Here is a 22505-nt window from a genome sequence, read left to right as displayed (position 1 = left end):
CAAGCTCACAAGGTAACAGGGAGGTGGGCCGGGGGAACCGGCCCACGAAAGGTAAACTAATCTGCTGTAGCTTTCTTAGTTTTGAAAGGGAGTGTTTTCAGCAAAGTATTCGTGGCTATCGGCGTTTTGAATCGCCTGGGCCGGGTTACTCAGGGCCAGCGATTTGGCGCCACTTTGGCCGTAGACAATGTCATCGGTTCCCGCCACCACATTGAAGTGACTCATTTCATGGACTATGGTGCCGCCCTTGGAGTCGGTGCCCGATACCGGCGCGCTCCAGAAGGCGTTACACATGTAGATCTTGTAGGGCTGAGTCGGGTAAACGTAGGCGTAATAACTCTTCTTGCAGCTGCAATCGAAGGTGAGCGGCTGATTGTTCAAGGCTGAGTCTATGGCACTGAAGTTACTGCTGACGGCATTCCAGCGACTACTGTTGTAGCTGCCAAACCAGGTGGCATAACGCACTGAGCTTGAGGGATTGTTGTTGCTCGCGAGGTATTGCTTGCTGTCGGCCGCCATGGTGCGGGCGGCGTCCAGTCCCGCCAGAATATCGCTCTGTTGGGAATTGCTGCAACGGCCGGTAAAGCTGATACCGTCGGGCGCCGCGTTGCCATCGCCACTGCCGGGTTTACCCTTGTTGACGCCGGACTTGAATTCACGGCCTTCCACATAGAAGCTGACCGGATCTGAATGTATCCCTTCTATCCCTAAGCGGGCCAGCTTCTTTTGTTGGCCCGGGTTGGGGGAGAAGAGTTGCAGCGAACTGACATCATAGCTTATCTCGTAGTTGCCACTGCTGCTCATGTCGTAAAGTGAGGACAACTCTACCTGATAGGACACACTCTCACCGGATTTGAGCTTGATATAGTCCTGTTTGCCGGGCGCCGGGCGTTTGAAATGGGCACCCAGATAGTGACGCTCAAGGCCATCGGCATTGACTTTGAACAGGGATTCTTCCACTCCATCAGCGGCTGTGTACCACTTGAGCAGTTTAACCGGCTGGTTGGCGTCATTGGTTAGGGTCACAGTGACCAACACGTTATCACTGGCCTTATAGCTCTGCTGGCTCATCTCCAGGCTGGCACGAATGCCATCGGCCAGCACGCTGGTACTGGAAAGGGCCGCGAGCAAGGCTATTCCTTGTAGTGTATGAGTGATTCTCATGCCATTGTCCTCAGGTCATATAATCTTAATTGTTATAATTGTTACAAATATGTAACGTTTCGCAGTGTAAGCTGCAAAAAGGGCCGCTGGCAAGAGGAATTTTACCGAATGCTTGTTGGTTTGAGGTGAAGGCGGGAAGAGATAAAAAAAGCCCGCGAAAAGCGGGCTTTGGGGAGCTAAGAGCGAGAATTACAGACGGTAGTTGACGCTCAACATGATCAGGTGAGCCGTGTAGTCATGGCTGTTGTCACCAAAGCTGACCAGGTTCCAGATACCATCCGGGGCGATATCGTTACCTGCGTCGTTGTCCTCGTATTTCTCCATCTTGTAGTCAAGACGCAGCGCCATTTTCTCAGTAGCCTGATACTGGGCATAGAGGTTGACGTTGTGCACTTTGGCGTAGTAATCGCCATAGTCGCCCGTGATGCCTTGGCGTACCTGAGTGCTGGAGTCCGAGTCAGAGTAGGTGTAATCCAGTCCCAGACGCAGTTTCTTCTCCAGCAGGTTGTCGTAGGCCAAACCGGCACCTATGACGTCCACCTTGTCTTCCACGGTTCCTGTCCAGGTGACAGTGCTGAAGTTGCTGCTGCCGGCCTGATCTGAGTCGATGGTCTGATGGTTGTAGAAGGCGCTCAGGCTGAGATCGTCTGTCAGCAAATAGCTGATGCTGGCGTCATAGCTGAGGTCTTTGGATTCAGTCAAACCGATAACCGTGTTGTTGTAGTCATCCAGCGCATAGCGGGCACCGAAATCTAGGGTCAGAGTGTCGATAGGGCTGTGGGTCACCCTGGCTTCAACCTGAGTGCGCTTGCGGTCGGCCAGATTGTACTTGCGCAGCAACTTGTTGGACTCGGAAGAGGTCCACTCAGATGCTTCGTACTCTGAGCCATCGCGCTTGCCATAGCTGCCCTTGATCCACATATTCCAGTGTTCAAAGCTGTTGAGACTGAAACGGGCCCAAACGCCGTTCTCGTCGGTGATTTCCCTGTCCTGATAGCTGCGTTCATCACGACGGTAGTCATAACCTGCGTCCAACTTCATGCCGTTGGCAATCCGATAATCCATGGCCAACTTGGCCTTGTGACTGGTGTTGTCATAAGGGGTGTTGTAGGCCACACGACCACTGACGTTATTGATACTGATCTGGGTCCATTCCTGGATCTGGGTTTGGTTGTCCCTGTCGTAGTAATCATAACTGCCGCTGATCCGCAGATTGCGGGTGGCGCGTTTGACCGCCTTGAGGTTCATCCCCAGGATATCGACTTTGCCATCCAGGGATTCCTGCGGCAATTGATAGCCGTAACCCGAGGTGATAAAGGCCTCATCCTGGGTCATCTGTCCGGCGAACAAACGGCCGCTGACCACGGCGCCTTTCTGGGCGAATTGGCCGCTCAAGGTCACAGTGTGAGACTCGTTATCCGGATCCAGGCTCATATAGCCCACTCTTTGGGCACCAAAGGTTGGGTTGAAGGCGTTGTCGAATCTCAAGGTCTGGATATCATTCTTGAAGAATGAACCATTGTAGTTGAGTGCGGTAAACCAGTTGTCACCCTTGAGTTTGATCCCGGCCTCGACGGTATCTGTGGTGTAGTCCACAGGCTCGGCCAGCATCATTGACTGGTTGAAGAAGCTGCCGGACGCGGTTTTCAGGCCGGTTTTTTCTTCGCGCATATAGGTGACATAGGTGCTCCACAGCTCTTCACCCTGATATTCAAGACCTAGGCCTGCGCGCTTGCGCTTGAGCGACAGCTCCAGTGGGCTCAGGCTGTCATACAGCATGGGCATCTCGCTGCTGCCACCGGCTGTCTGCCAGCTAGCCGGCAGTGTCAGGTTGCCGCTGCCTGCTCCCAGATAAGGGCTCATGGCTGAGTCTGTCTTATAGGTGTGGATCTGACGGTAGTTCAGGTTGATGTTGTACTGCCCGAGTTTACCGGCATTGATATCGACCCGGCCGTTTTCCATACCCAGGTTATCGGCTTCGATACTGGCTCGATAGCCGTTTTCACCGCTATAGCTCAGGTCAGCGTCCACCTTGCCAGCAAAGTCATCCTCGGCGGCAAAGGCGTTGGCAGAACGGATATCGTCAGAGTCGTTATAGCCAACTCCGGCGCCAATAGTGCCGGATACACCGGTTTCACTGACGCAACCCTTACAGCTCCAGGCCGAAAACTTGACCTTTTCGGTATTGGCGTTGGTCAAGTCATAACCGTCAGCGGCCATCGCCAGGCTGGCAGGAGCCAGCAGAGCCAGGGTGATCAAATTAAGTTTGAATTTCATCTTCCCGCCTCCTTAGCGTTGGAACAACTTGCCGGATGGATGGTTGGAACCATGGATCTGGCTGTGACAGTTCAGGCAGCTGCGACCACCGGTAAAGGCGTTGTCGTTGACCTGAGAACCCATGCCAGTGTTACCCAGATAGGCACGGCTGGCGTGGCCATCGCTGGCGTGACACTGTTGACACAGTTGCGGAGCGCGGGTCTTAAGCATGCCATCGTTTACACTGCCGTGAGGGTTGTGACAAGTGACACAGTTCTCTGTGACCGGTGCATGCTCCCAGAGTTTTGGGCCGCGCTTCTCCGCATGACAGCTGTAACAAGTGTCATTGACCGACGCCTTGTTCAGATCGGCGTCTGTGGTGCTGCCGTGAGGGTTGTGACAGTCGCTGCACACCATTTGTGCCCACTTCAGCGGGTGGCTGGAACGCTTGTTCATATCAGCCTTTTGCTTGGTGTGACAGCTGGTACAGACTTCCATCTCAGTGTTCTTGGAGAGCACAGGATCCTTGGCGGTATGCACGCTGTGGCAAGAAGCACAGGCTACATCGGCGTTGTCGTGGTGACCGCCGTTCCAGGACATACGCTCGTCATCCTTGTGACAGGAGAGACAGACGCTGTTTTGCTTGTCTGCTGCCAGGGTTGAACCCTTACCGAAGGTAATCATGGGTTCTTTTCCGCCGCGGTTGTGGCTACCCATGGGGCCGTGACAGGCTTCGCACTGAAGTCCGGCCATAGGACTCTTGCTGGAGTCGATGGCGCCATGAACCCCTTTGAACAGGTCCATGACTTTTTCTGACTTTTTGTGGCACATCAAGCAGGAGTCGGCGCCTTTGGGAGAGTAGCTGCCTTCGGCAAACTTCTTATCCAAGGTGGCTTCCACTTCTTCCGGAGTCATTTGGGCGTCCCACTTTGCGGCATGGGCCGCCTGGGTGGCGCCAAAAGATAACACTGCCGTCGCCAGCAGGGCGCTTAGCAGTGAAGGTAGGTTTTTGCTGATTCTCATATTAGGCATCCTTAATTTGTCCAAACCCTTGAAAGACGGGGGAGATAACTCCCCCGGCCTGGGCAAATTACATCTTCACCTGAGTGTGATCTGCGGCGGTTGGCTTGTGGCAGTAGAAACAGGTTTCCAGCTGCGCAGCCTGGTTGGCAGCGGTGTAATCACCATCTACCACAGCGCCGTAGGCTTCCAGTTGCTCCTTGGTATGTACCATGTAGTCACTACCCACAACGTGGCAGGAGGTACAAGTGGCCGTGATAGGCGTGGTGTACATTTCTTTTGCGGTTGCCAGAGCGCCTTTGTTCTTGAAGGCGTCAAGATTCAGGTCGTTGTGACAGGCTGAACAGTTGCCACCGATCAGGCCGTGAGCCTTTTCAATGTGGGTCTTGTGCAGTTTCATCTCCAATGCGCCTTTGTTGGCACCGCTGGCGTATGTACCATCAGGAGTATGACAGGCCACACAGCCATCAACACCGACGGTGAGCTTGCCGTTTACTTCGCGGCCCAGCTGTTCTGTCATTACAAAGCCTGAGTGGTGGCCTTTGTGCAGTTCGAAGGTGTCACTGTGACAGCCCTGACAGGTAGCGAAGTCCACTGAGTCGATATGACGGTGACTAGGTGCATCACCTGACTTGGTACCGAAGGCCAGTTGAGCTTTCATGCTGGTGGTGGCAACGCCATCGGCACAGGCGATCAGTTCGCTGCCCTGGTTGCACATTTCCAGACCGATAAAGCTAAAGGCGGTATCGGCATCACCGGCACCGAAAGGCAGGTCCTGAACGGTGAATTGCAGCTTGCCGTCAACCAGAGTCACGGCGTCCTGCAGCTGACCGTCTTTAACCAGATCTTTGGCGACCTTGGCTTTATCGCTGCCAGGGCTTTTTTTGTAGCCCATGACAGGGAAGTTAGGGCCCACGTTGGTGATGGTTTCCAGGCGCTTGATCTTGGCCAGATCCTTGTTGGCATCCAGCGCATTGCCGGCCTTGTCCAGCAGGGTCACAGTCAGAGTGGCACTGTTGTCGGCGTTGCCTGTCATCTCTGCGGCCAGACCGCGCTGAGCGATAACGGCGCGCTTATCAGCGGTTACACCTGTGTGCAGCTCTTCAGTCCACTGGCTGTTGTGACAGGCGATACAGTTGGAGTTGTCGGTTTGTTGGCTGTGGCCCTGGCCGGCAGCAAAGTCGATGTTGCTATGGCAGCTAGCGCAACTTGCCGCAGTAGGCACTTTGGACCAGTTGCCCCAATCGGGCGTCAGCTCGACATTGGTGTCGTTGTGACAGGATTGGCAGCTGTTAAGCGCATCCAGCCCTAGGTCCTTGTGCTTGGCGTGAATAAGGACATTGAACTCTTTTCCTTCACCAACCCGACCAGGAGTGTGGCAAGTGGCGCAATAGTTGACATCAGGATAGCCACCGCGGTGTATGACATCAGCTAAATCACCGTGACAGGTATTACAGCTCTCTGTGCTCACTAGCTTGCGGCTATAATCGGCGGCAGCACCTGAGTTGGCATTGAAGTCGACGAAGGCGTTGCTGTTGGGGACCAGAGTGCCGTCAGGCAGTGGTGTGTTGTAAGCACGCAGCAACACCCGCTGAGCCAACTCAGGATTGAAGTTGATTGTGCCGTTACTCAGCTCGCTCAAGGTCTTGCTAAAGGTGTAGCTGTAGCTGCCGTTCTTGTGGTCGATGAAAGTGCCTGCACAGCTGCTGTTTACTGTGCAGTCTTCGTTGCCGAAATATTGCCACTGAGAGGCATTCCCGGCACCGGTTGCGCCTTCTGGTAACAACTGAGCGGCGGCGAAGCGGAACCGCTGCAGGCCAACTACCGGCATATCCTCTTCATTGGTCACGGTAAATTCAACCGTTGGGATTCCGCCTTTGACAATGGCCTGCTCAAAGTTGAAATGCAGCGCTTTGATCTCCCCTGCGGGCTCGCCGCCAGGGTTACCTGGATTACCATCGTTGCCATCATCGCCACCGCAGCCGCCTAAGGCCAGAGTGGCTGCACTGGCTGCCAGCAGCAGTGCGAGTCTGGTTTTTTGTGCGTTCATCATCTTGTTCCCTGCAATAGTTTAAGTACCTGGTTATGGTGGGTTGAGTTGTCTCAACCGCATTGATTATGTAATTGGCCCTTAACCCGACACCGGAAATAGCATTTCCTGCGCAAAGGCTACCCCAAGCGGTGCCGAAAAGCTGTATAACGGGCACTAATGTGTGATATGGATCTCCATGTTAATACTATGGTTTTTCGAGTGGCTCACAAAACAAGATCTGGATCAAAAAATGTTGTTTTATTCATCCAATTTCAAGAATTTGAAATACTGAAAAAGAGAGGCCGAAGCCTCTCTTCAAAGGGAAGGAATTAGTAACCGAATCTCCAGTTGGCGTGTGCTTCCAACAGTTGTGAATCCGTATGACAAGTAGAGCAGGCTTCCTTGACTTGTGGGTATTCACTTGCAGGTACACCGTGGCCTGTACCTATCACACCACCGTTGGAAACTATGTGGTTGATAGTGGTTTCATTCAGGCCGTATGGCGGTTGATGACAGCTGGCGCAAGCGGCAGTCTGTGGCGATACCAGAGTCTGCTCTGTGCCATCTTGAGTCTTACCGAAGGCTACCGGCGCGGCATCGGCGGCAATTTTCTTCAGTGAGAAGCCGTCTTTACCGTGACAGGTTTGACAGTCTGTCTTCTTGAAGAAGCCGCTGCCTGAGCTGTCATACAGATAGTGCTTGGAATGCACTATATACGCCAGGTTGGATGAACCGTCACCCTTCTTGTCACGGGTACCATTGTGGCAGGAGGCACAGCCATCGATGTCGTTGGAGAAACGGTGTGTAATAGCCGTGGTGTGACACTGCTGACATGCAGCCATTTCGGCATGTTGAACCCTTGGTGTCGCATCGACTTTGCTGCCATCGATATTGAAGTAAGTCGTATCGGATGGTACATAAGGGCCGGAGTTGGTAATTTTTCCATCAGCATCAAATTCGCAATCGGCCACGGTTCCTGTGCCGTCAAAACAGACATGCAACTGGCTGCTCAGAGCCACTTTCACTTCTGGCGTAGCCATGACTTCGGCGACTTTGAAAGCGCCATCGCTGAAGGTGACATTAATGCTGCCGTCGGCGCCTGCACTGAAATAGCGATAGCCCACTTTTTGGTAATTAACCAGGAAGTCGTCTTTGACTACGCCGTTGAAGACGATGGCGCTGGTGTCACCACCATATTTATATGGGCTGGAGTCAATCTGCGCCAGCGTCACATTGGTGTCGCCATGCTTGACTGTCATATTGGCCGTGACTGTCTTGTTCGTCTCATCATAGGTCATGCTATTGAAAATGACGCGGGTCTTGGCGGCTTGGGCACTGTCGTTGTTGCTGTAGTGAGCGCGCTCGGCACCACGGGCTCCATCAGGGTCATTGTGGCAGGAAACGCAGTTTTGTTTTTTCTCCTGGATCTGGTTGTTTTCTGCATCCCAGTGCCAGGAAGGTACGGCAAATGGGCTGTTGTGACAATTCAGACAAGTTGCGGAATCTTTGTCGCCTTTCCAAGCATCGGCCAGGGCCAGGTTGTCATCTGGCTGGTGACAGGTCTGACAATTACTGGCTGATTGCGGATAGATACCGTTGTAGAAGGCATGGCTGTGAATTTCGTGTGCCATTCCCTTGATGGAACCATCGAATTTGTGACTGCTAATCACCTGGCCATTTTCGTCCTTGTCTTCCTTCATGTAACTGTTGTAATCGGTGTGACAGAAGGTACAGCTTTCCAGCGTGACGTGTTTGCCGCCGTGGAATGCCAGTTCACCATCATGACCGGGTCTGTGACAGCTTTGGCAAGTTTCATCGGCGATAACTGGCTTGGGTTTGGCCTGAGTGGTATCGGAGGAGGGCTGCCAGTAGAAGAAGCTGTTGTTAACCAGATTGACGTTGGCCGCGTTGGCTGTCTTGATACCCAGATAAATACCATTGACCATATCGGCCTTATAGTCGTATTTACCCAGAGTATCTATGGCTTTGTTCAGTTTTAGTGTGTAGGTGCCGTCCTGATTGTCAGTCAGGCAATCTTCACAGTTTTTTCCCTGGAAGTAGGAAGAACCCGTGTAGAGACCGTCGCCTTTGTCTTTGTTAAAGTAGCTTAGCCAGATCTCTCTGGCTTGGCCTTCTACATCAGTCAGGCCTTCAATCTCATCTTCGCTGCCGACGCGGCCGAAGGAGACTGCACCAATATCAGTGTTCTTCAGACCAAATACGGCGGCGCCGTTGGCATCAGACAAACTGAAGTTGATAGTCAGGAAACCATCGGTGTCGACAGATGCTGAATTAATATTGGATTTTAGCGTATTGACTTTACTTATGGGGGTTCCAACCGGGCCTGGTTTTCCTGGCTCGCCATCCTTTCCATCGCTGCCACAACCGGTCAGCATTAACGATAGTAAACCGGCTCCCAGCATTGCCGTGGTTGCGGCATTGAAATTAAACCGTTTCATCATGATATTTCCCTGCAAGTGTTTTTAATTATCACTAACCAACGGTTAAATAAAAACAAATGTCATTAACCTTGGCTAATGTGTGGAATTATGTTTCCAAGGCAAGGCTAATCAAGAGTTAAGGAATAAGCAGCCGCTTTCACTCGGATATGTGACTGAGATCGGACTATTTCTTAAGTGGTAGTTAACTTGGTTTTTACTATGTAAATTTGGTTGAATTTTGGTTATGTTGCAAATTGTTGCAGCTTAATGGCTTGGAAAAAGTGAACTATTTCAGTCTCGTGTAACTGAAATTACCAGCCTTCATCGGACGGGGGTACGCCATTATATTGGGAACATCTTTTTTAGGATAGGCTGGATAATGAGTCGAAATGCATGGTGTAGCGCGTTTTGTACGTCACTGAGCTAAAGCCGAACCATTGGATAACACCTAAGTAGAAAGTTTACGCACATAAAGAAACTCTTCCCGGAAGAATAGTGGCAACTTGTTGGTAACCTCCGGTTTTCATTGTTGGTCTTTTAAGCCTGTGATAATCGCCAAACTTCTATACATAAAGGTGTATGCCTTGGCTCTTTTGGCATAAAAAACCATTCCCGCCTTAAAGCGGGAATGTTTTTTTTATGAAGTGTTTGATGCATGGACTCTGGTGGTTAACTCTTATTCTTCCTGAGTCCAAGGTATCAAACAATAGTTAGCTCTTAGCCACCGCAGATTGTTAGTTTCCGTGTACTTGCATCAGCTGAGCCGGGGTATGACAGGTGGCACAGGCCTCTTTGGCACGATTACGGACATCGGCCTCATCCATGCCATCCAGAATACCGCCGTTGGCTTGAATATGCGATTTGGCGGCATCACTCAGGTATTTTTGGTGACAACTTAGACAGGAGCCGGCATCTGAGGATACCCAGATATCCGCGCCGCCATTGCTGATGTCACCATAACGCCAGACGCGATCCGCTGACCGACCCAGAGTGATACCTGTGACGCTGCCGGAGGACTCGGCATGACAGGTGGCACAATCGGTTTTCAGCACAGTGCCGGACTTAAGCCCTGCATACTTGAGGAAGTGGCCTTCACGCTCGTGTGCCTTCCAGGCAAAGCTTGAGGGGATCTTGCCACCGGGATAATCGGCGTCATTACGCAGTGTCTTATCCGGTGTATGGCAGGTTTGGCAGTTGACACCATTGTCATAGTGATGGATCTCCTTGCCATGACAACTTTGGCACTTGGTCGGATCTATAATGGTGCGGCGGGCCATGGCATCCATACTGCTGTCGACACCATTGTTACCCCAGACAAAGCGGTAGGGCTCCTGCTGGATAGCCACAGAGCGAACTCCATCGGTTGCGCAGTCCGTCAGTTGAATATCGGCAACACCATAACCGCCGTTATTGAAGCAGGCTTCCAGCGCCGACCAGATTTCAAAGCTCTTGCCATCCGGGCTTGCCGGCATATCAAACGCCGGAGTCAGAGTATAGCTCTTGCTGGTGGCGTCAAAGCTGCCTTCACTGAGACGAATACGGCGCTGGCTGTAGGAGGCTTCGTTATAGGCAGGGTAGTCCTTGTCTATATCCCAGCCGACTATCATACGGCTGCTCTGATCGATAAAACTTTGATCCATGGCGTTGCCGTCTTTATCCAACACCTGCACTTTAAAGGTCATCTTGCCGGCGTTGCTGCTGACCTCCAACACCTTGACGCTCAGCTCTGCCGCCAGAGTGTAAGCTTGCATCACATCACCGTGGCGTTTGGCTGCGCTGCCGGTACCGTGATAGGTATTGTCAGTGTTGTGGCAAGCCATACAATCAGTGCTGGAGTGGTGGGATGAAGGTTTTTCCGTGTGACAGGCGACACAGGCAGTATTGCTTTTCTCGGCCTTGAATAGGTCGGCATTGGCCGGAGCGCCACTGCCTTCCTGGTGACAGACGCTACAGTCTGAAGCCGGCTTACGGGGGAAGCCGACCACACCATAGTCGTGGACGCTGCCGCCATAACCGACAATCTTGTATGGCGCCGGCACTTCGTTGCCGTCGGCATCATAGGTGTGACGCTCTGCGCCGCGGTGAATGGCGTGGATCAAATAGGTGAACTCCACGCTGTTACCCGACTCAGGATCTCCTGAGGTCGCAGTATGGCAGGAGGCGCAGTTTTCCAGCGCTATGCGCCGTCCGCCGTGCAGCTCCAGGCTGTCCGGTTGGTGACAGGTGTAACAGGCATCTATGGCGACTACATTGCGGGTCTGAATGCCTTCTGTCTTGCCGCTGGACGGTTGCCAATCATAATGGGCATTGGCGGTAATTTGAGGCAGTTTCAGTTCCAGCGTGGCCCTTTGAGTGGCATCGGCATCATAAGCTATGGCCAGCGGCTCTGTGACTTCGGCAATATTGACCTGATAACTATAGCTATAACTGCCGTCACCATTGTCGACCAGGCAGGTCTCGCAGGCGCTGGCGGCTTCGACTCCAGCCTGATACTGAGGCGATGGACTGAGGTTGTCCACCCCATCGGGAACCGATGATGGTTGTTTGAGGCTATTGATATAGGCTTGCCATTGGAATCCCCAGTCGGCTTCTCTGGCTTCTTCGCCTTCACCTATGGTTTCGGTCACATGTGTCAGCTGAGCGATACCAAATCTGAGGTCATAGTCTTTGTTCAGACCCAGCACTGCCACACCATTGGCGTTGGTCAACATAAAGTCGACCGTGACCTTACCTGCTTCCACTTTGGCGTCGGTAAACTTGACCTTGAGTGTCGGAGTGGCATCGATATTCACTCCGATCACGCCGTCCTTACCGTCTTCGCCATCCTTGCCGTCACTGCCACATGCCATGAGCGTCAGCGACATCAGAGTGGCCAATGCCAGGCGGGTATGCCCTTTAACCAGTCTTGAGCTTTTCATCATTATTTCCCTGCATTGCTTTGATTGCACGACTGAGCCAGTGTTTAAATACCGGCTCTTTCCTGTTATTGCCGCCCTTAAAGGGCGGCTTATTGTTGTTACTGAGCGATAGGATGCACCTTGGTGACATCGGCCAGGCCACCCTGCCCATGACAGGTGGCGCAGCTTTCCGTTCCTGCCTTGGCATCGGCTTCAGCGCCTTGGAACACGGCCCCTTGTTGTGTCATATGGTTGCGGGCACCATCGCTCTGGTGGCAGTTACTGCAGATTGCCGCCGTGGGGCTGGTGAAGCTGCCGTCATTCAGGCTCAAGGGTTGCACCGCCGATTTGAGCGGCAGCGCCATACTCAACACGCCATTTTCATCTTTGCTGTGGCAGTGAGCACAGTTGCCTATGTTCCCCGGGAACTGCAGCGTCTCGAATCCTTCGTAGCGTGCCGAGTGCAACGCATGGATCAGCTGTTTGAAGTCGGCGCTGCTCGCTGATGGATTGGCAGCAGTGGCATCGGCTTGCATATTGGGGTTGTGGCACAGCTGACACTGACCGGCCAAGTCGTTGCGAGCACCGTGGAAGTTCAATTGCTGATCGCCATGACAGCTGCCACAGGTTTCGTTGCTGACCACCTGGCGTCTCCCGGCCGTGGTGAGCCCGGCCATGTTGAATGACTGGTGGCTCGACTTGATAACCAGCACACTGGCGGCGTTGTCACTGCAGTCGACCAGCATGCCTTGGCTGGCACAGACGCGACCCTGAATCGCCAGGGTACCTGCATCGGCTTCACTGCCGGCGGGAATGGTCAGTCCATCCAACTGATACTGATAGACACCATTACTGCCGGACAGCGGCGCCACTTCATGTACCCTAATTGAACGGGCAGAGCGGGTGGCGTAATCAAAGCTGGTGCCCCAGTTGGCATAGACTCTGAGATCGCTGACAAACACCTGTTTTTCGGCGCTGTCGTTATAGGCTGCACCTGTCTGCGGGTTACTCAGCTTGAGCGAGAAGCTCAAACTGCTGCCGCTGACACTGGCGTTGGTGACCTCGGCCTTGAATTGCCCAAGGGCCACCAGGTTCTCCTGATTGGCGTGGACTTCACGGGTCCAATCCGGATTGTGGCAGGCGACACAATTGCTGTTATCCGCTTGCGCCGGGTGACCTTCGCCTTTGACGAAGTCGATATCGTTATGACAGCTGCCACAGGACTCCATGGTTGGCACCCGGAACCAGTTGTGTTGTTCGCTGAGGGTTTCGTCCTCTTTATGACAGGTCTGACAGTCAGACAAGGGTTTGGGGAATCCGGCCAGGTGCTTGGCATGGATCATTTGCGGGAAGATGTTTTCCGGATTGCTAACCCGAGTGGCATTGTGGCAGGTGACACAGGTTTCCACCTGGTTATAGTTACCGCCGTGAAACGCCAGGTCATTGTGACAGCTGTTACAGGTGTCGATGGAGACAATGTTGCGGCTGTAGGCCGGAGCACCCGCAGGTGGCTGCCAGTCGTAATGGTCATTGGTTACCGGCAATGCGGTGCCATCTGCCAGCGTATCACCACCGAGTTTGATCACCACTCTGTGGGTGGCGCCGGTGATTTCAGCTATCTCATTCATACCGTCGAAAGGGGCACTGAAACTGTAGGAGTAGTTGCCATTTTTATGGTCAACATAGGTGCCCGGACAGCTGCTGGAGCAGGTCTCTGAAGTGAAATACTGCCACTCACTGCTGTTGCCGGCCCCACTGCTGCCTTCCGGCAACAACTGCGCGGCAATGAAGCGTCCTGAGGGGATACCGACTACCGGCTCATCATCCTGATTGGTGACCCGGTAATCTACCCGGGTAATGCCCTCTTCGAGGGCTGTTTCCTTGACCTCAATATTGAGCTTACTGATATTCATCGCCGGTTCGCCGCCCGGTTCGCCGGGGGTTCCCGGGTTGCCATCATCACCACCGCAACCTGAGAGAGCCAACATGGCGGTCAGCAGGGGCGCGCCTAGGTAAAACAGGGGAGTTTTTGGGGTGTATTCCTTTGACATCGCTCTTCGCCTCTTGCTCTTATAGGGAGTAACTCAGTGTCAGCCCCAGATAGTGGGCGTTATAGTCCTGGCCAAGATCTCCAAAGCTGAGTACGTTGGGGATGCTATCCGGGGTTAATCCCTGATTGAGCCAGTCACTGTCCTGATAGTGTTCAAACAACCAATCCAGCCTCAATGCCATCTTGTCGCTGAAGTGATACTTGGCAAAGGCGTTGAAGGTATGGCGACGTGAATAGTAATCGCCGTAATCCAGAGTGAGCCCCTGGCTGACATCCGTCTCGCTTTCGCCTTTTGAATATTGCCAGTCGAAGCCCAGATCCAGTTGTTTATCCAGCAATTCGTTATAGTAGATGCCGAACCCGGCGACAGTGCTGCTGTCGCTGGCACGGCTGTACCAACCGCTGGGGCCGAAAGAGGCTGAGCCGGTTTGATCTGTATCCTGCCAGTCCTGATTGAGCCAGGCATTGAGGCCAAACTGGGCTGAGAATTGATAGTTGCCACTGAGGCCGTAGCCCCAACTGCTGACTTCATCCAGGCCGATAAGCGTTTCATCGTAGTCTTGCTGTTTATGATTCAGCGCCAGGCTGAACGACAGGGCATCGCTGAAGCGGTAATCGTTTTGCAGTCGCAACAGGGTTTGTTTCCTATCCGCCAACCAATACTGACGCATCCAAGGATTATTGGGGCTTTGGCTCAGCTCGGATGCTTGATAACTGCCGCCACTGCGCTCACTGAGTTCACCTTTTAACCACAACTGCCAATCGCGGCTGGCACGCAGGTTCAGCTTGGCAAATACGCTGGATTGGAACAGGGATTCGCGCGCCAGATCGCTATAGCTGTGGTGCTCATACTCGTAACCTGCGTCCAGAGACAGGGCGCGGGTAAAACGGTAGTTGAAGGCGATATCGGCGCTTTGGCGGGTGTGGTCATAGGCCGCGGGTGTGGCACTGCCCTGGTGCCAGCTGTCACTGCTCACCTGTGGCCAGTCTTTAAGTTGAGTCTTGTTTTCCCGATCGCGATAGTCATAACCACCGCGAACCGACAAGCCTCTGCTGAGGCGAGCGGCATACTTGAGTTTGAGTTCCAGCACATCGACCTGCATGTCGCCATCGATTGCGGGCAACTGGGGTGAAGGACCATTGATGGTGGCCGGTAGCAGCGCCTGATCCTGAGTCATGCGGGTAAATGCCGTGTGCATCAATATTTGATGTCCGGCCTCGGCTAACTGCAGATCTGCGCCGACTCTCAGCGCCTTGTTATCCGGATTGTCGGCGAGTTGGCCATTATAGGCGGCGCCGAATGTGGGAAAGAAGGCGTTTTCCCAATAGAGAGCCTGATAGTCGTTGCTGTATTGGCTCAGGGTCGAATTGAAGCCAGCCAGCCAGCCCCTTCCTTTGAAATAGAGTTTGGCTTCCAGCTCGTCAGTACTGTCATCCACCCGGGTGGCCAATGCCATGGAGTTGGTAAGAAAGTTGCCGTTGGTTTGGCGGGTACCATCGCGTTGCTCGTGACGGTAATTGAGCCCCGCCTTATAAAAGCTGCCCAGGTAATGGGCATCCAGCGTGAAGCGATCCCGCTTCATTTCCAGTCGCTGGCTTGTCAGGCTGTCATCAAGCCCAGGCATTTGTGAGGTGAGGGCAGCTGCTTGCCAGTTGTCTGGCAACATCAATCTGTTGGCCTGATTGGTATAGGGGCTCATGCCATTGTCCGGGCCGAAGTTGGCCAAGGCGCGATAACCAAGACGGATATCAAATTGGCCGGGTCTTCCCATGCTCAGGCTGGCGCTGCCGGTGTCATAGCCCAGTTTGTCGGCTTCAATGTGGGTGCGGTAACCCCGCTCACCATAAAAGACGACATCACCGCCAAGGTGCCCGGTGGCGCCATCGGCATCTGTGCCACTAGTATTGGCAAACACAGCATTGTCGCCGTCATTGTAGGCCACACCGGCTTCAAGCGTGCCGCGGCTTTCCTGTGGCAACTTGCACTGGCCGCAACTCCACTTGTCCTGTTTGAGCTCGGTGCGATTGACCTGTTGCAGCGAATAGCCACCGGCCCAGGCAGGCTGCATCACGCAGGCTATGGTGAGCGTCAGCAGTGACAGTTTCATCTGTGTCTGTTTCTCGATAACCATACTCAGCTCCTTATCGCTGCAAGAGTTTGCCGGATGGATGGTTGGAACCATGCACCTGGGTGTGGCAGTTCAGGCAGGAGTTGCCGGCGTTATAGGCGTTGGGCATCAAGCCGGTTTGCTCATTGGCCGGGAAGTAGGCTCTGGCTGCATGGCCGTCGGAGGCATGGCACTGCTGACACAACTGAGGCGGTTTGGCCAGCAGCATGGCTTCGTTGACGCTGCCATGAGGGTTGTGACAGCTGGCGCAGTTGTCTGTAACCGGAGCGTGTTCCCACAGCTTGGGCCCACGCTTCTCGGCGTGGCAGCTGTAACAGTTTTCGTTGACCGTCATCTGCTTCAGGCTGGCGTCGCCCAGACTGCCGTGAGGATTGTGGCAGTCGCTGCAGACCATCTGCTCTGTGCGTATCGGATGAGCGGAGCGTTTGTGGATGTCGGCACGTTGCTCTGAGTGACAACTGCTGCAAACGGCGACTTCGGTTTCACGGCTCTGGATGGGATCCTGGCCTGTGTGCACTTGGTGACAGCTGGCACAGGAGACTCCGGCGGTGTCGTGATGGCTGGCACTCCAGCCTAGACGCTGTTCATCCTGGTGACAACTGAGGCAGACGCTGTTCTGCTTGTCGGCCGGTACCGGCGAGTCGGCACCGAAGGTAATCATCGGCTCTTTGCCACCGCGGTTGTGTTTTCCCATGGGACCGTGGCAGGCTTCGCATTGCAGATCGGCCATCGGAGACTGAGAGAGATTCGGGTTGCCGTGGACACCATCAAAAAGCGCCATCACCTTCTGATTCTTTTTATGACACATCAGGCAGCTGTCAGCGCCCTTGGGGGAGTATTTGCCTTCGGCAAACTTGGCATCCAGAGTGGCTTCAACTTCGGCCGGATCCTGGTTGTCCCAAGGGGTGGCTTCGGCCACAAAGGCCAATAAAAACAATAAGGGGAGAGCACAACCCAACCTCCAAAGGTTTGGTCTACTCGAGTTATCCATTTTCATCATTCCATCCTGAGCACAGTCTATGCCGACTTATAGTTATATGTATCTTTCAGTAATTTATTAAATTACTAATGAATAAGAATAGAGCAAAAAAATGACAAGATGCTAACTTTTTGATGACATGCGAGGAGAAAAAGACTGATTTAAAATAGAAAACCTATAAATTGTGATCTTTACCTCATTTTGAGTGGATTGCCCCCCGGCGGTACAATCGATGTACCGGATTTAAAAACAGTGACTTTGAACACCTTTATTTGCGGCCAAACGGTTTATTCGCGCGAACTTTTGTCCCATAATACCCAACACAATTGAAAACTATTATCGTTACCAGTTGAAAAGCTTGATCCAGATAAAGTTATTATTTGACGGTTTCAGGTAGAATCGGAACATTACCCGCATGTTTACATGCCGTTTTCTGTGGTAGAGGCAATGAAGTTAAGTGAATTGAAACCCGGTGATCGCGCCATGATTTCCGAAGTGGGTCACCTGGATCTGCCCGCAGTGGTTAAGCGCAAGCTCCTGTCCATGGGGATCACCCCAAATACCCGTTTTTCTTTGATCCGCAGGGCCCCTATGGGATCTGGCCTTGAGCTGGATATTCGTGGCAGCAAGTTGTGCATGCGTCAAGACCTAGCACAGATTATAGAGGTGGAAAAGGCCAATGACTAAGCAGTTTCATTGCGTCACTGTCGGCAACCCTAATGCCGGTAAGTCGACATTATTCAATGCCCTGACAGGTGCCAATCAACAGGTGGGCAATTGGTCCGGGGTGACAGTCGAAAAGAAGACCGGCCATTTTTCGCTTAACGGCGATGACGTATTTCTCACCGATTTACCCGGCATTTATGATCTGCTTCCCGCCGGTAGCAATTGCGATTGCTCGCTAGATGAGCAGATTGCTCAGCAGTATCTGGCCAACCAGAAAGTAGATGGCATTATCAACCTGGTGGACGCCACCAATATCGAGCGTCACTTGTACCTAACGGTACAACTACGCGAGCTGGGTATTCCCATGGTTGTGGTGCTCAACAAAATGGATGCGGCGGTCAAGCGCGGCATTCGGGTTGATATTCAAGCTATGAGCCGTGAGCTGGGTTGCCCTGTGATAGGAGTGACTTCTAGAGAAGCCAAGGATGTCGAGCGGGTCAAGGAGCAAGTGATAGCGCTGCTGGAAGGGCGGGTTTCCGAGTCGCCTTTGATGCTGCAGTATGATGCCACCATTGAAACCGGCGTGGCAGCGATTATGAGCAGTGACGCTCAACTGAGTCGTGGCCGTGCCTTGGCCATGTTGGCCAATGGTCTGGGCTGTGGTTCTTGCCAGAACAATTCACTCGATGAACAAGTCTCCAGAGTGACAGATAAACTGGCACTTGAGGGCAAAGACATAGAGATCATGGTCGCCACCACTCGATTTGACTTTGTTGAGTGCGTTTACAAGGGCTCGGTCAATGCCGATGGCCAACTGACGCTGAGTGATAAGCTCGATAAATTGGTATTGCATCCTGTGCTGGGTATCCCGGTATTTTTGCTGGTGATGTACCTGATGTTCATGTTTGCCATCAACGTGGGCAGTGCCTTTATTGACTTCTTCGATATCAGTGTCGGCGCGCTGTTTGTTGATCACTTCGGAGCTTGGTTGGCTAACATAGGCGCTCCAGCCTGGTTGGTGACTCTGCTGGCCGGTGGTATAGGTCAGGGGATCCAGACGGTATCGACCTTTATTCCGGTTATCGCGGCGCTGTTTTTGGCTTTGTCTGTACTGGAAGGCTCTGGCTATATGGCCCGAGCCGCCTTTGTGGTTGACGGTTTGATGCGTCGCATCGGCCTGCCCGGCAAGGCCTTTGTGCCCATGATTGTCGGTTTCGGCTGCTCAGTGCCTGCCATCATGGCGACCCGCACACTGGGCAGTGAGCGTGAACGTATCGTCACGGGTATGATGGCGCCCTTTATGTCCTGTGGTGCCAGATTGCCGGTATATGCCTTGTTTGCGGCGGCTTTTTTTCCTGATTCAGGTCAGAACCTAGTATTCGGTCTCTATCTCATCGGGATTGTTGCGGCGATAGGCACAGGCCTACTGCTGCGCAAGACCTTGTTGCCAGGAAACAGCAGTGCCGTGGTGATGGAACTGCCAAGCTATGAAATGCCCAAACTTAAAGCGGTGGCTTCCCGCACAGGTAAGCGCACCAAGAGCTTTATTCTCGGCGCTGGCAAGACCATTGTTGTGGTAGTAACACTGCTCAACTTTATCAATGCCATAGGGGTTGATGGTAGTTTTGGCCATGAAGACAGCCAGGAGTCGCTGCTCAGTGTCGCCAGTCAGAAGATCACCCCGGTGTTTTCGCCCATGGGGATAGAGGAAGATAACTGGCCGGCTACGGTTGGGATAGTGACAGGGATCTTTGCCAAAGAAGCGGTTGTTGGCACACTCAATAGCCTGTATAGCACAACCTCCAGTGGTGATGGTGAGCTTACGCCTTTGATGGACAGCTTCTCCGAGGCGCTGGCGACCATTCCAGCTAACCTGTTCGGCATAGTGATGGAAGATCCGCTCAAGTTGTCTGTGGGTCATGTTGAAGATAAAAACCTGGCTGCCGAAGAGCAGGGGGTTGATAAGTCTACATTCGGTGCGCTGCAGGCAGGATTCAGCGGACAATTGGCGGCCTTCTCCTATCTGTTGTTTATTCTGCTCTATACCCCTTGTGTGGCCGCTATGGGTGCACTGGTGAATGAGTTTGGCAGTCGTTGGGCTACCTTTGCCGCTACCTGGACCTTTGCACTGGCTTACGGTAGCGCCACTGTGGTCTACCAAGGCGCGACTTTTGCCGAGCATCCATTGCAGTCCAGCGCCTGGATAAGCTTCTTTGTCCTCGCCCTGATTGGTTTCTATATGTGGCTGAAGCGCAAAGGCCGCAAGACCCAGGAGATTATTCCAGGCATTAAGATAGTGACCGAGTAAGGTTGCAGATAAAAAAGCAGCTCTTGTGGCTGCTTTTTTGATCATGGCGCCGGGTTTGACGAAGTGCGCCGCAGTTTTTATTCTAGAAGGATTGTAACCGGGCATGATCTGTAGGATCATGCCTCTTTTCGTTAGACAGCCATTGTTCGCAAAGAGGAATTTCATGAGTCATGTGGACACCGAAGTACGTCCAAGTAACTTCATTCGCAATATCATAGATGAAGATTTGGCGAGCGGTAAGCACACCAATGTGCACACCCGTTTCCCACCGGAGCCTAATGGCTTCCTGCACATAGGCCACGCCAAGTCTATCTGCTTGAATTTCGGTATTGCCAGGGACTACCAGGGCCAGTGCAACCTGCGCTTTGACGATACCAACCCGGAAAAAGAAAACATTGACTATGTAAATTCCATTAAAGCGGACGTGCAATGGCTGGGCTTCCAGTGGGCCGGTGATATTCATTACTCGTCAGACTACTTTGATAGCCTCTACGGTTATGCCGTTGAGTTGATCAAAAAAGGTCTGGCTTACGTGTGTTTTCTCAATGGCGAGCAGACACGCGAGTATCGTGGCACTCTGAAAGAGCCCGGCAAGAATAGCCCTTATCGTGATACCAGCGTTGAAGAAAACCTGGCGCTGTTTGAAAAGATGCGCGCCGGTGAGTTTAAAGAAGGCGAGTGTTCACTGCGGGCCAAGATAGACATGGCATCACCTTTCATGTGTATGCGCGACCCGGTGATCTACCGGATCAAGTTCGCTCATCACCATCAGACGGGTGATAAGTGGTGCATCTATCCCATGTACGACTTTACCCATTGTATCTCTGATGCGCTGGAAAATATCACTCACAGCCTTTGTACGCTGGAGTTCCAGGATAACCGTCGCCTCTATGACTGGGTACTGGATAATCTGGATGATTTCAAGATCCCCAACCGTACCCGTCAGTATGAGTTTTCACGCCTGAATCTGGAATATACCCTGATGTCCAAGCGTAAGCTCAACGAGCTGGTGGTACGTCAGTTGGTCAATGGCTGGGATGATCCTCGCATGCCGACTATCGCCGGTCTGCGCCGCCGCGGTTACACCCCGGCCTCCATCCGAGAGTTCTGTGATCGCATCGGCGTGACCAAACAGGATAACCTGGTGGAAGTGGGTATGCTCGAAGCCTGCATTCGCGAAGAGCTCAACGACAATGCCCCGAGAGCCATGGCGGTTATTGACCCGGTTAAGGTGATCATTGAGAACTATCCTGAAGGGCAGTTGGAGCATGTCAGTGCGCCGGTGCATCCCAATAAGGAAGAGCTGGGTAAGCTGGGTAATCGTGAGCTGGCCTTTGGCCGTGAACTTTATATCGATGCGGCCGACTTCCGTGAAGAAGCTAACAAGCACTACAAGCGTCTGGTGATGGGCAAAGAGGTGCGTCTGCGCAATGCCTATGTGATCAAAGCCGAGCGTTGTGACAAGGACGCAGACGGAAAAGTCACCACCATTTACTGCAGTTATGACCCGGAGACTCTGGGTAAAAACCCTGCCGATGGCCGTAAGGTCAAGGGCGTGATTCACTGGGTCGAAGCCACCAGCGCTGTGCCTGCCGAGTTCCGTCTCTATGATCGCCTGTTTGTCGATGCCAATCCGGCCGCGGCAGAAACTGTGGACGAAGTGCTGAACCCGGAATCTTTGGTGGTTAAGCATGGTCTGGTTGAAGCTGGTCTGGTACAAGCTGAGGCCGAGAAGGCTTATCAGTTTGAGCGTGAAGGTTACTTCTGCGCTGACAGCAAGGACTCAAGCCCAGATAAGCTGGTATTTAACCGCACTGTGGCATTAAGAGATTCATTCGCTTAATGCTTCGAGGATACAGATAGAAAAGGCGCTCATTGAGCGCCTTTTCCATGTCAGCCACTACTATTGCAGTATTGGGCCGAGTCCCATGCTCCAGAGGATCACGCTGCCGGCCATCAGAGCGACCAGGAGTACTAAACCTGCAGTCACCACAGAGCTGGCATAGATAAAGCCTTTTTCCTCGGGAATGTTCATTATGATAGGGACCCCGGTATACAGCAGGTATACCGAGTAGCTAAGACCTATCAGGCCTATCACCATAATAAACCAAAGCTCTGGATAGAGCGCCGCCAGTCCCACCATAAACAGTGGGGTGGCAGTGTAGGAAGCCAGTTCCAGGCACTGGGTAAAGTCCGGATGGGCATCAAAAGTTTGTCCCATCCAATAGGCCAGGTAGGCGAGGGCGAACACACCGAAAACCAGGCCGCAATACATGCCGGCGCACATGATGAAACCGCTTTGAGCTGTTAGAAACAAGGGTTCGCCGGCACCAGGATTCCAGCCGATATGCACAGCGGCGATATAACTGCAGATAGAAGGGATGAGCGCAATGAGTAGCAGGTGACTGAGACAACTTTTTAATGCCTCATGGTTTTGTTCTATGGTTTGCCATTCCTGTTTAGGATGGGTATACAATCCCATTAAGTGATTCAATACCATTATAATTATCCTTATTCCGCTTTGACTTTTGCTCGCCAAACTGCAGACGAGCGTTTTACCGCT

General features: G+C 52.9%; 13 protein-coding genes. 3 read left to right on the top strand and 10 right to left on the bottom strand.

Translation table 11 applies throughout. The annotated features are described in order from the left end of the window. Nucleotides 1-75: 75 nt before the first annotated feature. The 9 genes from K5621_RS12955 to K5621_RS12915 all read right to left on the bottom strand — a co-directional run bounded on the left by K5621_RS12955 (nt 76) and on the right by K5621_RS12915 (nt 16986). The gene (locus K5621_RS12955) at nt 76-1164 is read right to left on the bottom strand and encodes a M35 family metalloendopeptidase (protein WP_221049433.1); all 1089 of its coding nucleotides are present in this window, start codon (nt 1162-1164) and stop codon (nt 76-78) included. A gap of 189 nt (nt 1165-1353) precedes the next feature. After that, nucleotides 1354-3441: an MtrB/PioB family decaheme-associated outer membrane protein gene (locus tag K5621_RS12950; RefSeq protein WP_221049432.1), complete on the bottom strand. Its 2088-nt coding sequence runs from the start codon at nt 3439-3441 to the stop codon at nt 1354-1356. A gap of 12 nt (nt 3442-3453) precedes the next feature. Further along, on the bottom strand, nt 3454-4443 hold the full coding sequence (locus K5621_RS12945; protein WP_221049431.1) for a DmsE family decaheme c-type cytochrome: 990 nt from the start codon (nt 4441-4443) through the stop codon (nt 3454-3456). Between the two features lie 67 nt (nt 4444-4510). Continuing rightward, entirely contained in the window at nt 4511-6493 is a 1983-nt protein-coding gene (locus tag K5621_RS12940; protein WP_221049430.1) for a multiheme c-type cytochrome, read from the bottom strand. A gap of 308 nt (nt 6494-6801) precedes the next feature. After that, the gene (locus tag K5621_RS12935; RefSeq protein ID WP_221049429.1) at nt 6802-8934 is read right to left on the bottom strand and encodes an OmcA/MtrC family decaheme c-type cytochrome; all 2133 of its coding nucleotides are present in this window, start codon (nt 8932-8934) and stop codon (nt 6802-6804) included. A 713-nt stretch (nt 8935-9647) separates the two neighbouring features. Beyond that, nucleotides 9648-11834 carry an OmcA/MtrC family decaheme c-type cytochrome gene (locus K5621_RS12930; protein ID WP_221049428.1) on the bottom strand — a complete coding sequence of 729 codons (2187 nt, stop codon included), beginning with the start codon at nt 11832-11834 and terminating at the stop codon, nt 9648-9650. Nucleotides 11835-11929: 95 nt separating this feature from the next. Continuing rightward, nucleotides 11930-13861, bottom strand: coding sequence for an OmcA/MtrC family decaheme c-type cytochrome (locus K5621_RS12925; RefSeq protein ID WP_221049427.1), 1932 nt, complete (start codon nt 13859-13861; stop codon nt 11930-11932). Between the two features lie 19 nt (nt 13862-13880). Then, nucleotides 13881-15992, bottom strand: a complete 2112-nt coding sequence (locus tag K5621_RS12920; RefSeq protein WP_221049426.1) for an MtrB/PioB family decaheme-associated outer membrane protein — start codon at nt 15990-15992, stop codon at nt 13881-13883. 10 nt (nt 15993-16002) lie between these two features. Then, the gene (locus K5621_RS12915) at nt 16003-16986 is read right to left on the bottom strand and encodes a DmsE family decaheme c-type cytochrome (protein WP_221051192.1); all 984 of its coding nucleotides are present in this window, start codon (nt 16984-16986) and stop codon (nt 16003-16005) included. A 429-nt stretch (nt 16987-17415) separates the two neighbouring features. Here K5621_RS12915 and K5621_RS12910 point away from each other — a divergent pair, with 429 nt between their 5' ends. The 3 genes from K5621_RS12910 to glnS all read left to right on the top strand — a co-directional run bounded on the left by K5621_RS12910 (nt 17416) and on the right by glnS (nt 21785). Further along, nucleotides 17416-17655 carry a FeoA family protein gene (locus K5621_RS12910; RefSeq protein WP_039033911.1) on the top strand — a complete coding sequence of 80 codons (240 nt, stop codon included), beginning with the start codon at nt 17416-17418 and terminating at the stop codon, nt 17653-17655. Next, nucleotides 17648-19942: a Fe(2+) transporter permease subunit FeoB gene (gene feoB / locus K5621_RS12905; protein WP_100145472.1), complete on the top strand. Its 2295-nt coding sequence runs from the start codon at nt 17648-17650 to the stop codon at nt 19940-19942. Before K5621_RS12910 ends, feoB begins: the two co-directional genes overlap by 8 nt. Nucleotides 19943-20105: 163 nt before the next feature. Further along, the gene (glnS, locus tag K5621_RS12900) at nt 20106-21785 is read left to right on the top strand and encodes a glutamine--tRNA ligase (RefSeq protein WP_221049425.1); all 1680 of its coding nucleotides are present in this window, start codon (nt 20106-20108) and stop codon (nt 21783-21785) included. Nucleotides 21786-21845: 60 nt separating this feature from the next. On the opposite strand, the gene K5621_RS12895 is transcribed toward glnS, so the two are convergent. Beyond that, nucleotides 21846-22442 carry a Yip1 family protein gene (locus tag K5621_RS12895; protein ID WP_100145476.1) on the bottom strand — a complete coding sequence of 199 codons (597 nt, stop codon included), beginning with the start codon at nt 22440-22442 and terminating at the stop codon, nt 21846-21848. Nucleotides 22443-22505 lie beyond the last annotated feature (63 nt).

Source organism: Shewanella carassii (assembly GCF_019670705.1).
GTDB lineage: Bacteria > Pseudomonadota > Gammaproteobacteria > Enterobacterales > Shewanellaceae > Shewanella > Shewanella carassii.
The sequence above is the reverse complement of the archived record's forward strand: the minus strand, read 5'-3'. Positions and strand labels throughout refer to the sequence as shown.

What these genes read in the sequence shown, in the direction of transcription:
- K5621_RS12955 (WP_221049433.1), bottom strand. Translation starts at nt 1,164, where the DNA reads ATGAGAATCACTCATACACTACAAGGAATAGCCTTGCTCGCGGCCCTT.
- K5621_RS12950 (WP_221049432.1), bottom strand. Translation starts at nt 3,441, where the DNA reads ATGAAATTCAAACTTAATTTGATCACCCTGGCTCTGCTGGCTCCTGCC.
- K5621_RS12945 (WP_221049431.1), bottom strand. Translation starts at nt 4,443, where the DNA reads ATGAGAATCAGCAAAAACCTACCTTCACTGCTAAGCGCCCTGCTGGCG.
- K5621_RS12940 (WP_221049430.1), bottom strand. Translation starts at nt 6,493, where the DNA reads ATGATGAACGCACAAAAAACCAGACTCGCACTGCTGCTGGCAGCCAGT.
- K5621_RS12935 (WP_221049429.1), bottom strand. Translation starts at nt 8,934, where the DNA reads ATGATGAAACGGTTTAATTTCAATGCCGCAACCACGGCAATGCTGGGA.
- K5621_RS12930 (WP_221049428.1), bottom strand. Translation starts at nt 11,834, where the DNA reads ATGATGAAAAGCTCAAGACTGGTTAAAGGGCATACCCGCCTGGCATTG.
- K5621_RS12925 (WP_221049427.1), bottom strand. Translation starts at nt 13,861, where the DNA reads ATGTCAAAGGAATACACCCCAAAAACTCCCCTGTTTTACCTAGGCGCG.
- K5621_RS12920 (WP_221049426.1), bottom strand. Translation starts at nt 15,992, where the DNA reads ATGGTTATCGAGAAACAGACACAGATGAAACTGTCACTGCTGACGCTC.
- K5621_RS12915 (WP_221051192.1), bottom strand. Translation starts at nt 16,986, where the DNA reads ATGAAAATGGATAACTCGAGTAGACCAAACCTTTGGAGGTTGGGTTGT.
- K5621_RS12910 (WP_039033911.1), top strand. Translation starts at nt 17,416, where the DNA reads ATGAAGTTAAGTGAATTGAAACCCGGTGATCGCGCCATGATTTCCGAA.
- feoB (WP_100145472.1), top strand. Translation starts at nt 17,648, where the DNA reads ATGACTAAGCAGTTTCATTGCGTCACTGTCGGCAACCCTAATGCCGGT.
- glnS (WP_221049425.1), top strand. Translation starts at nt 20,106, where the DNA reads ATGAGTCATGTGGACACCGAAGTACGTCCAAGTAACTTCATTCGCAAT.
- K5621_RS12895 (WP_100145476.1), bottom strand. Translation starts at nt 22,442, where the DNA reads ATGGTATTGAATCACTTAATGGGATTGTATACCCATCCTAAACAGGAA.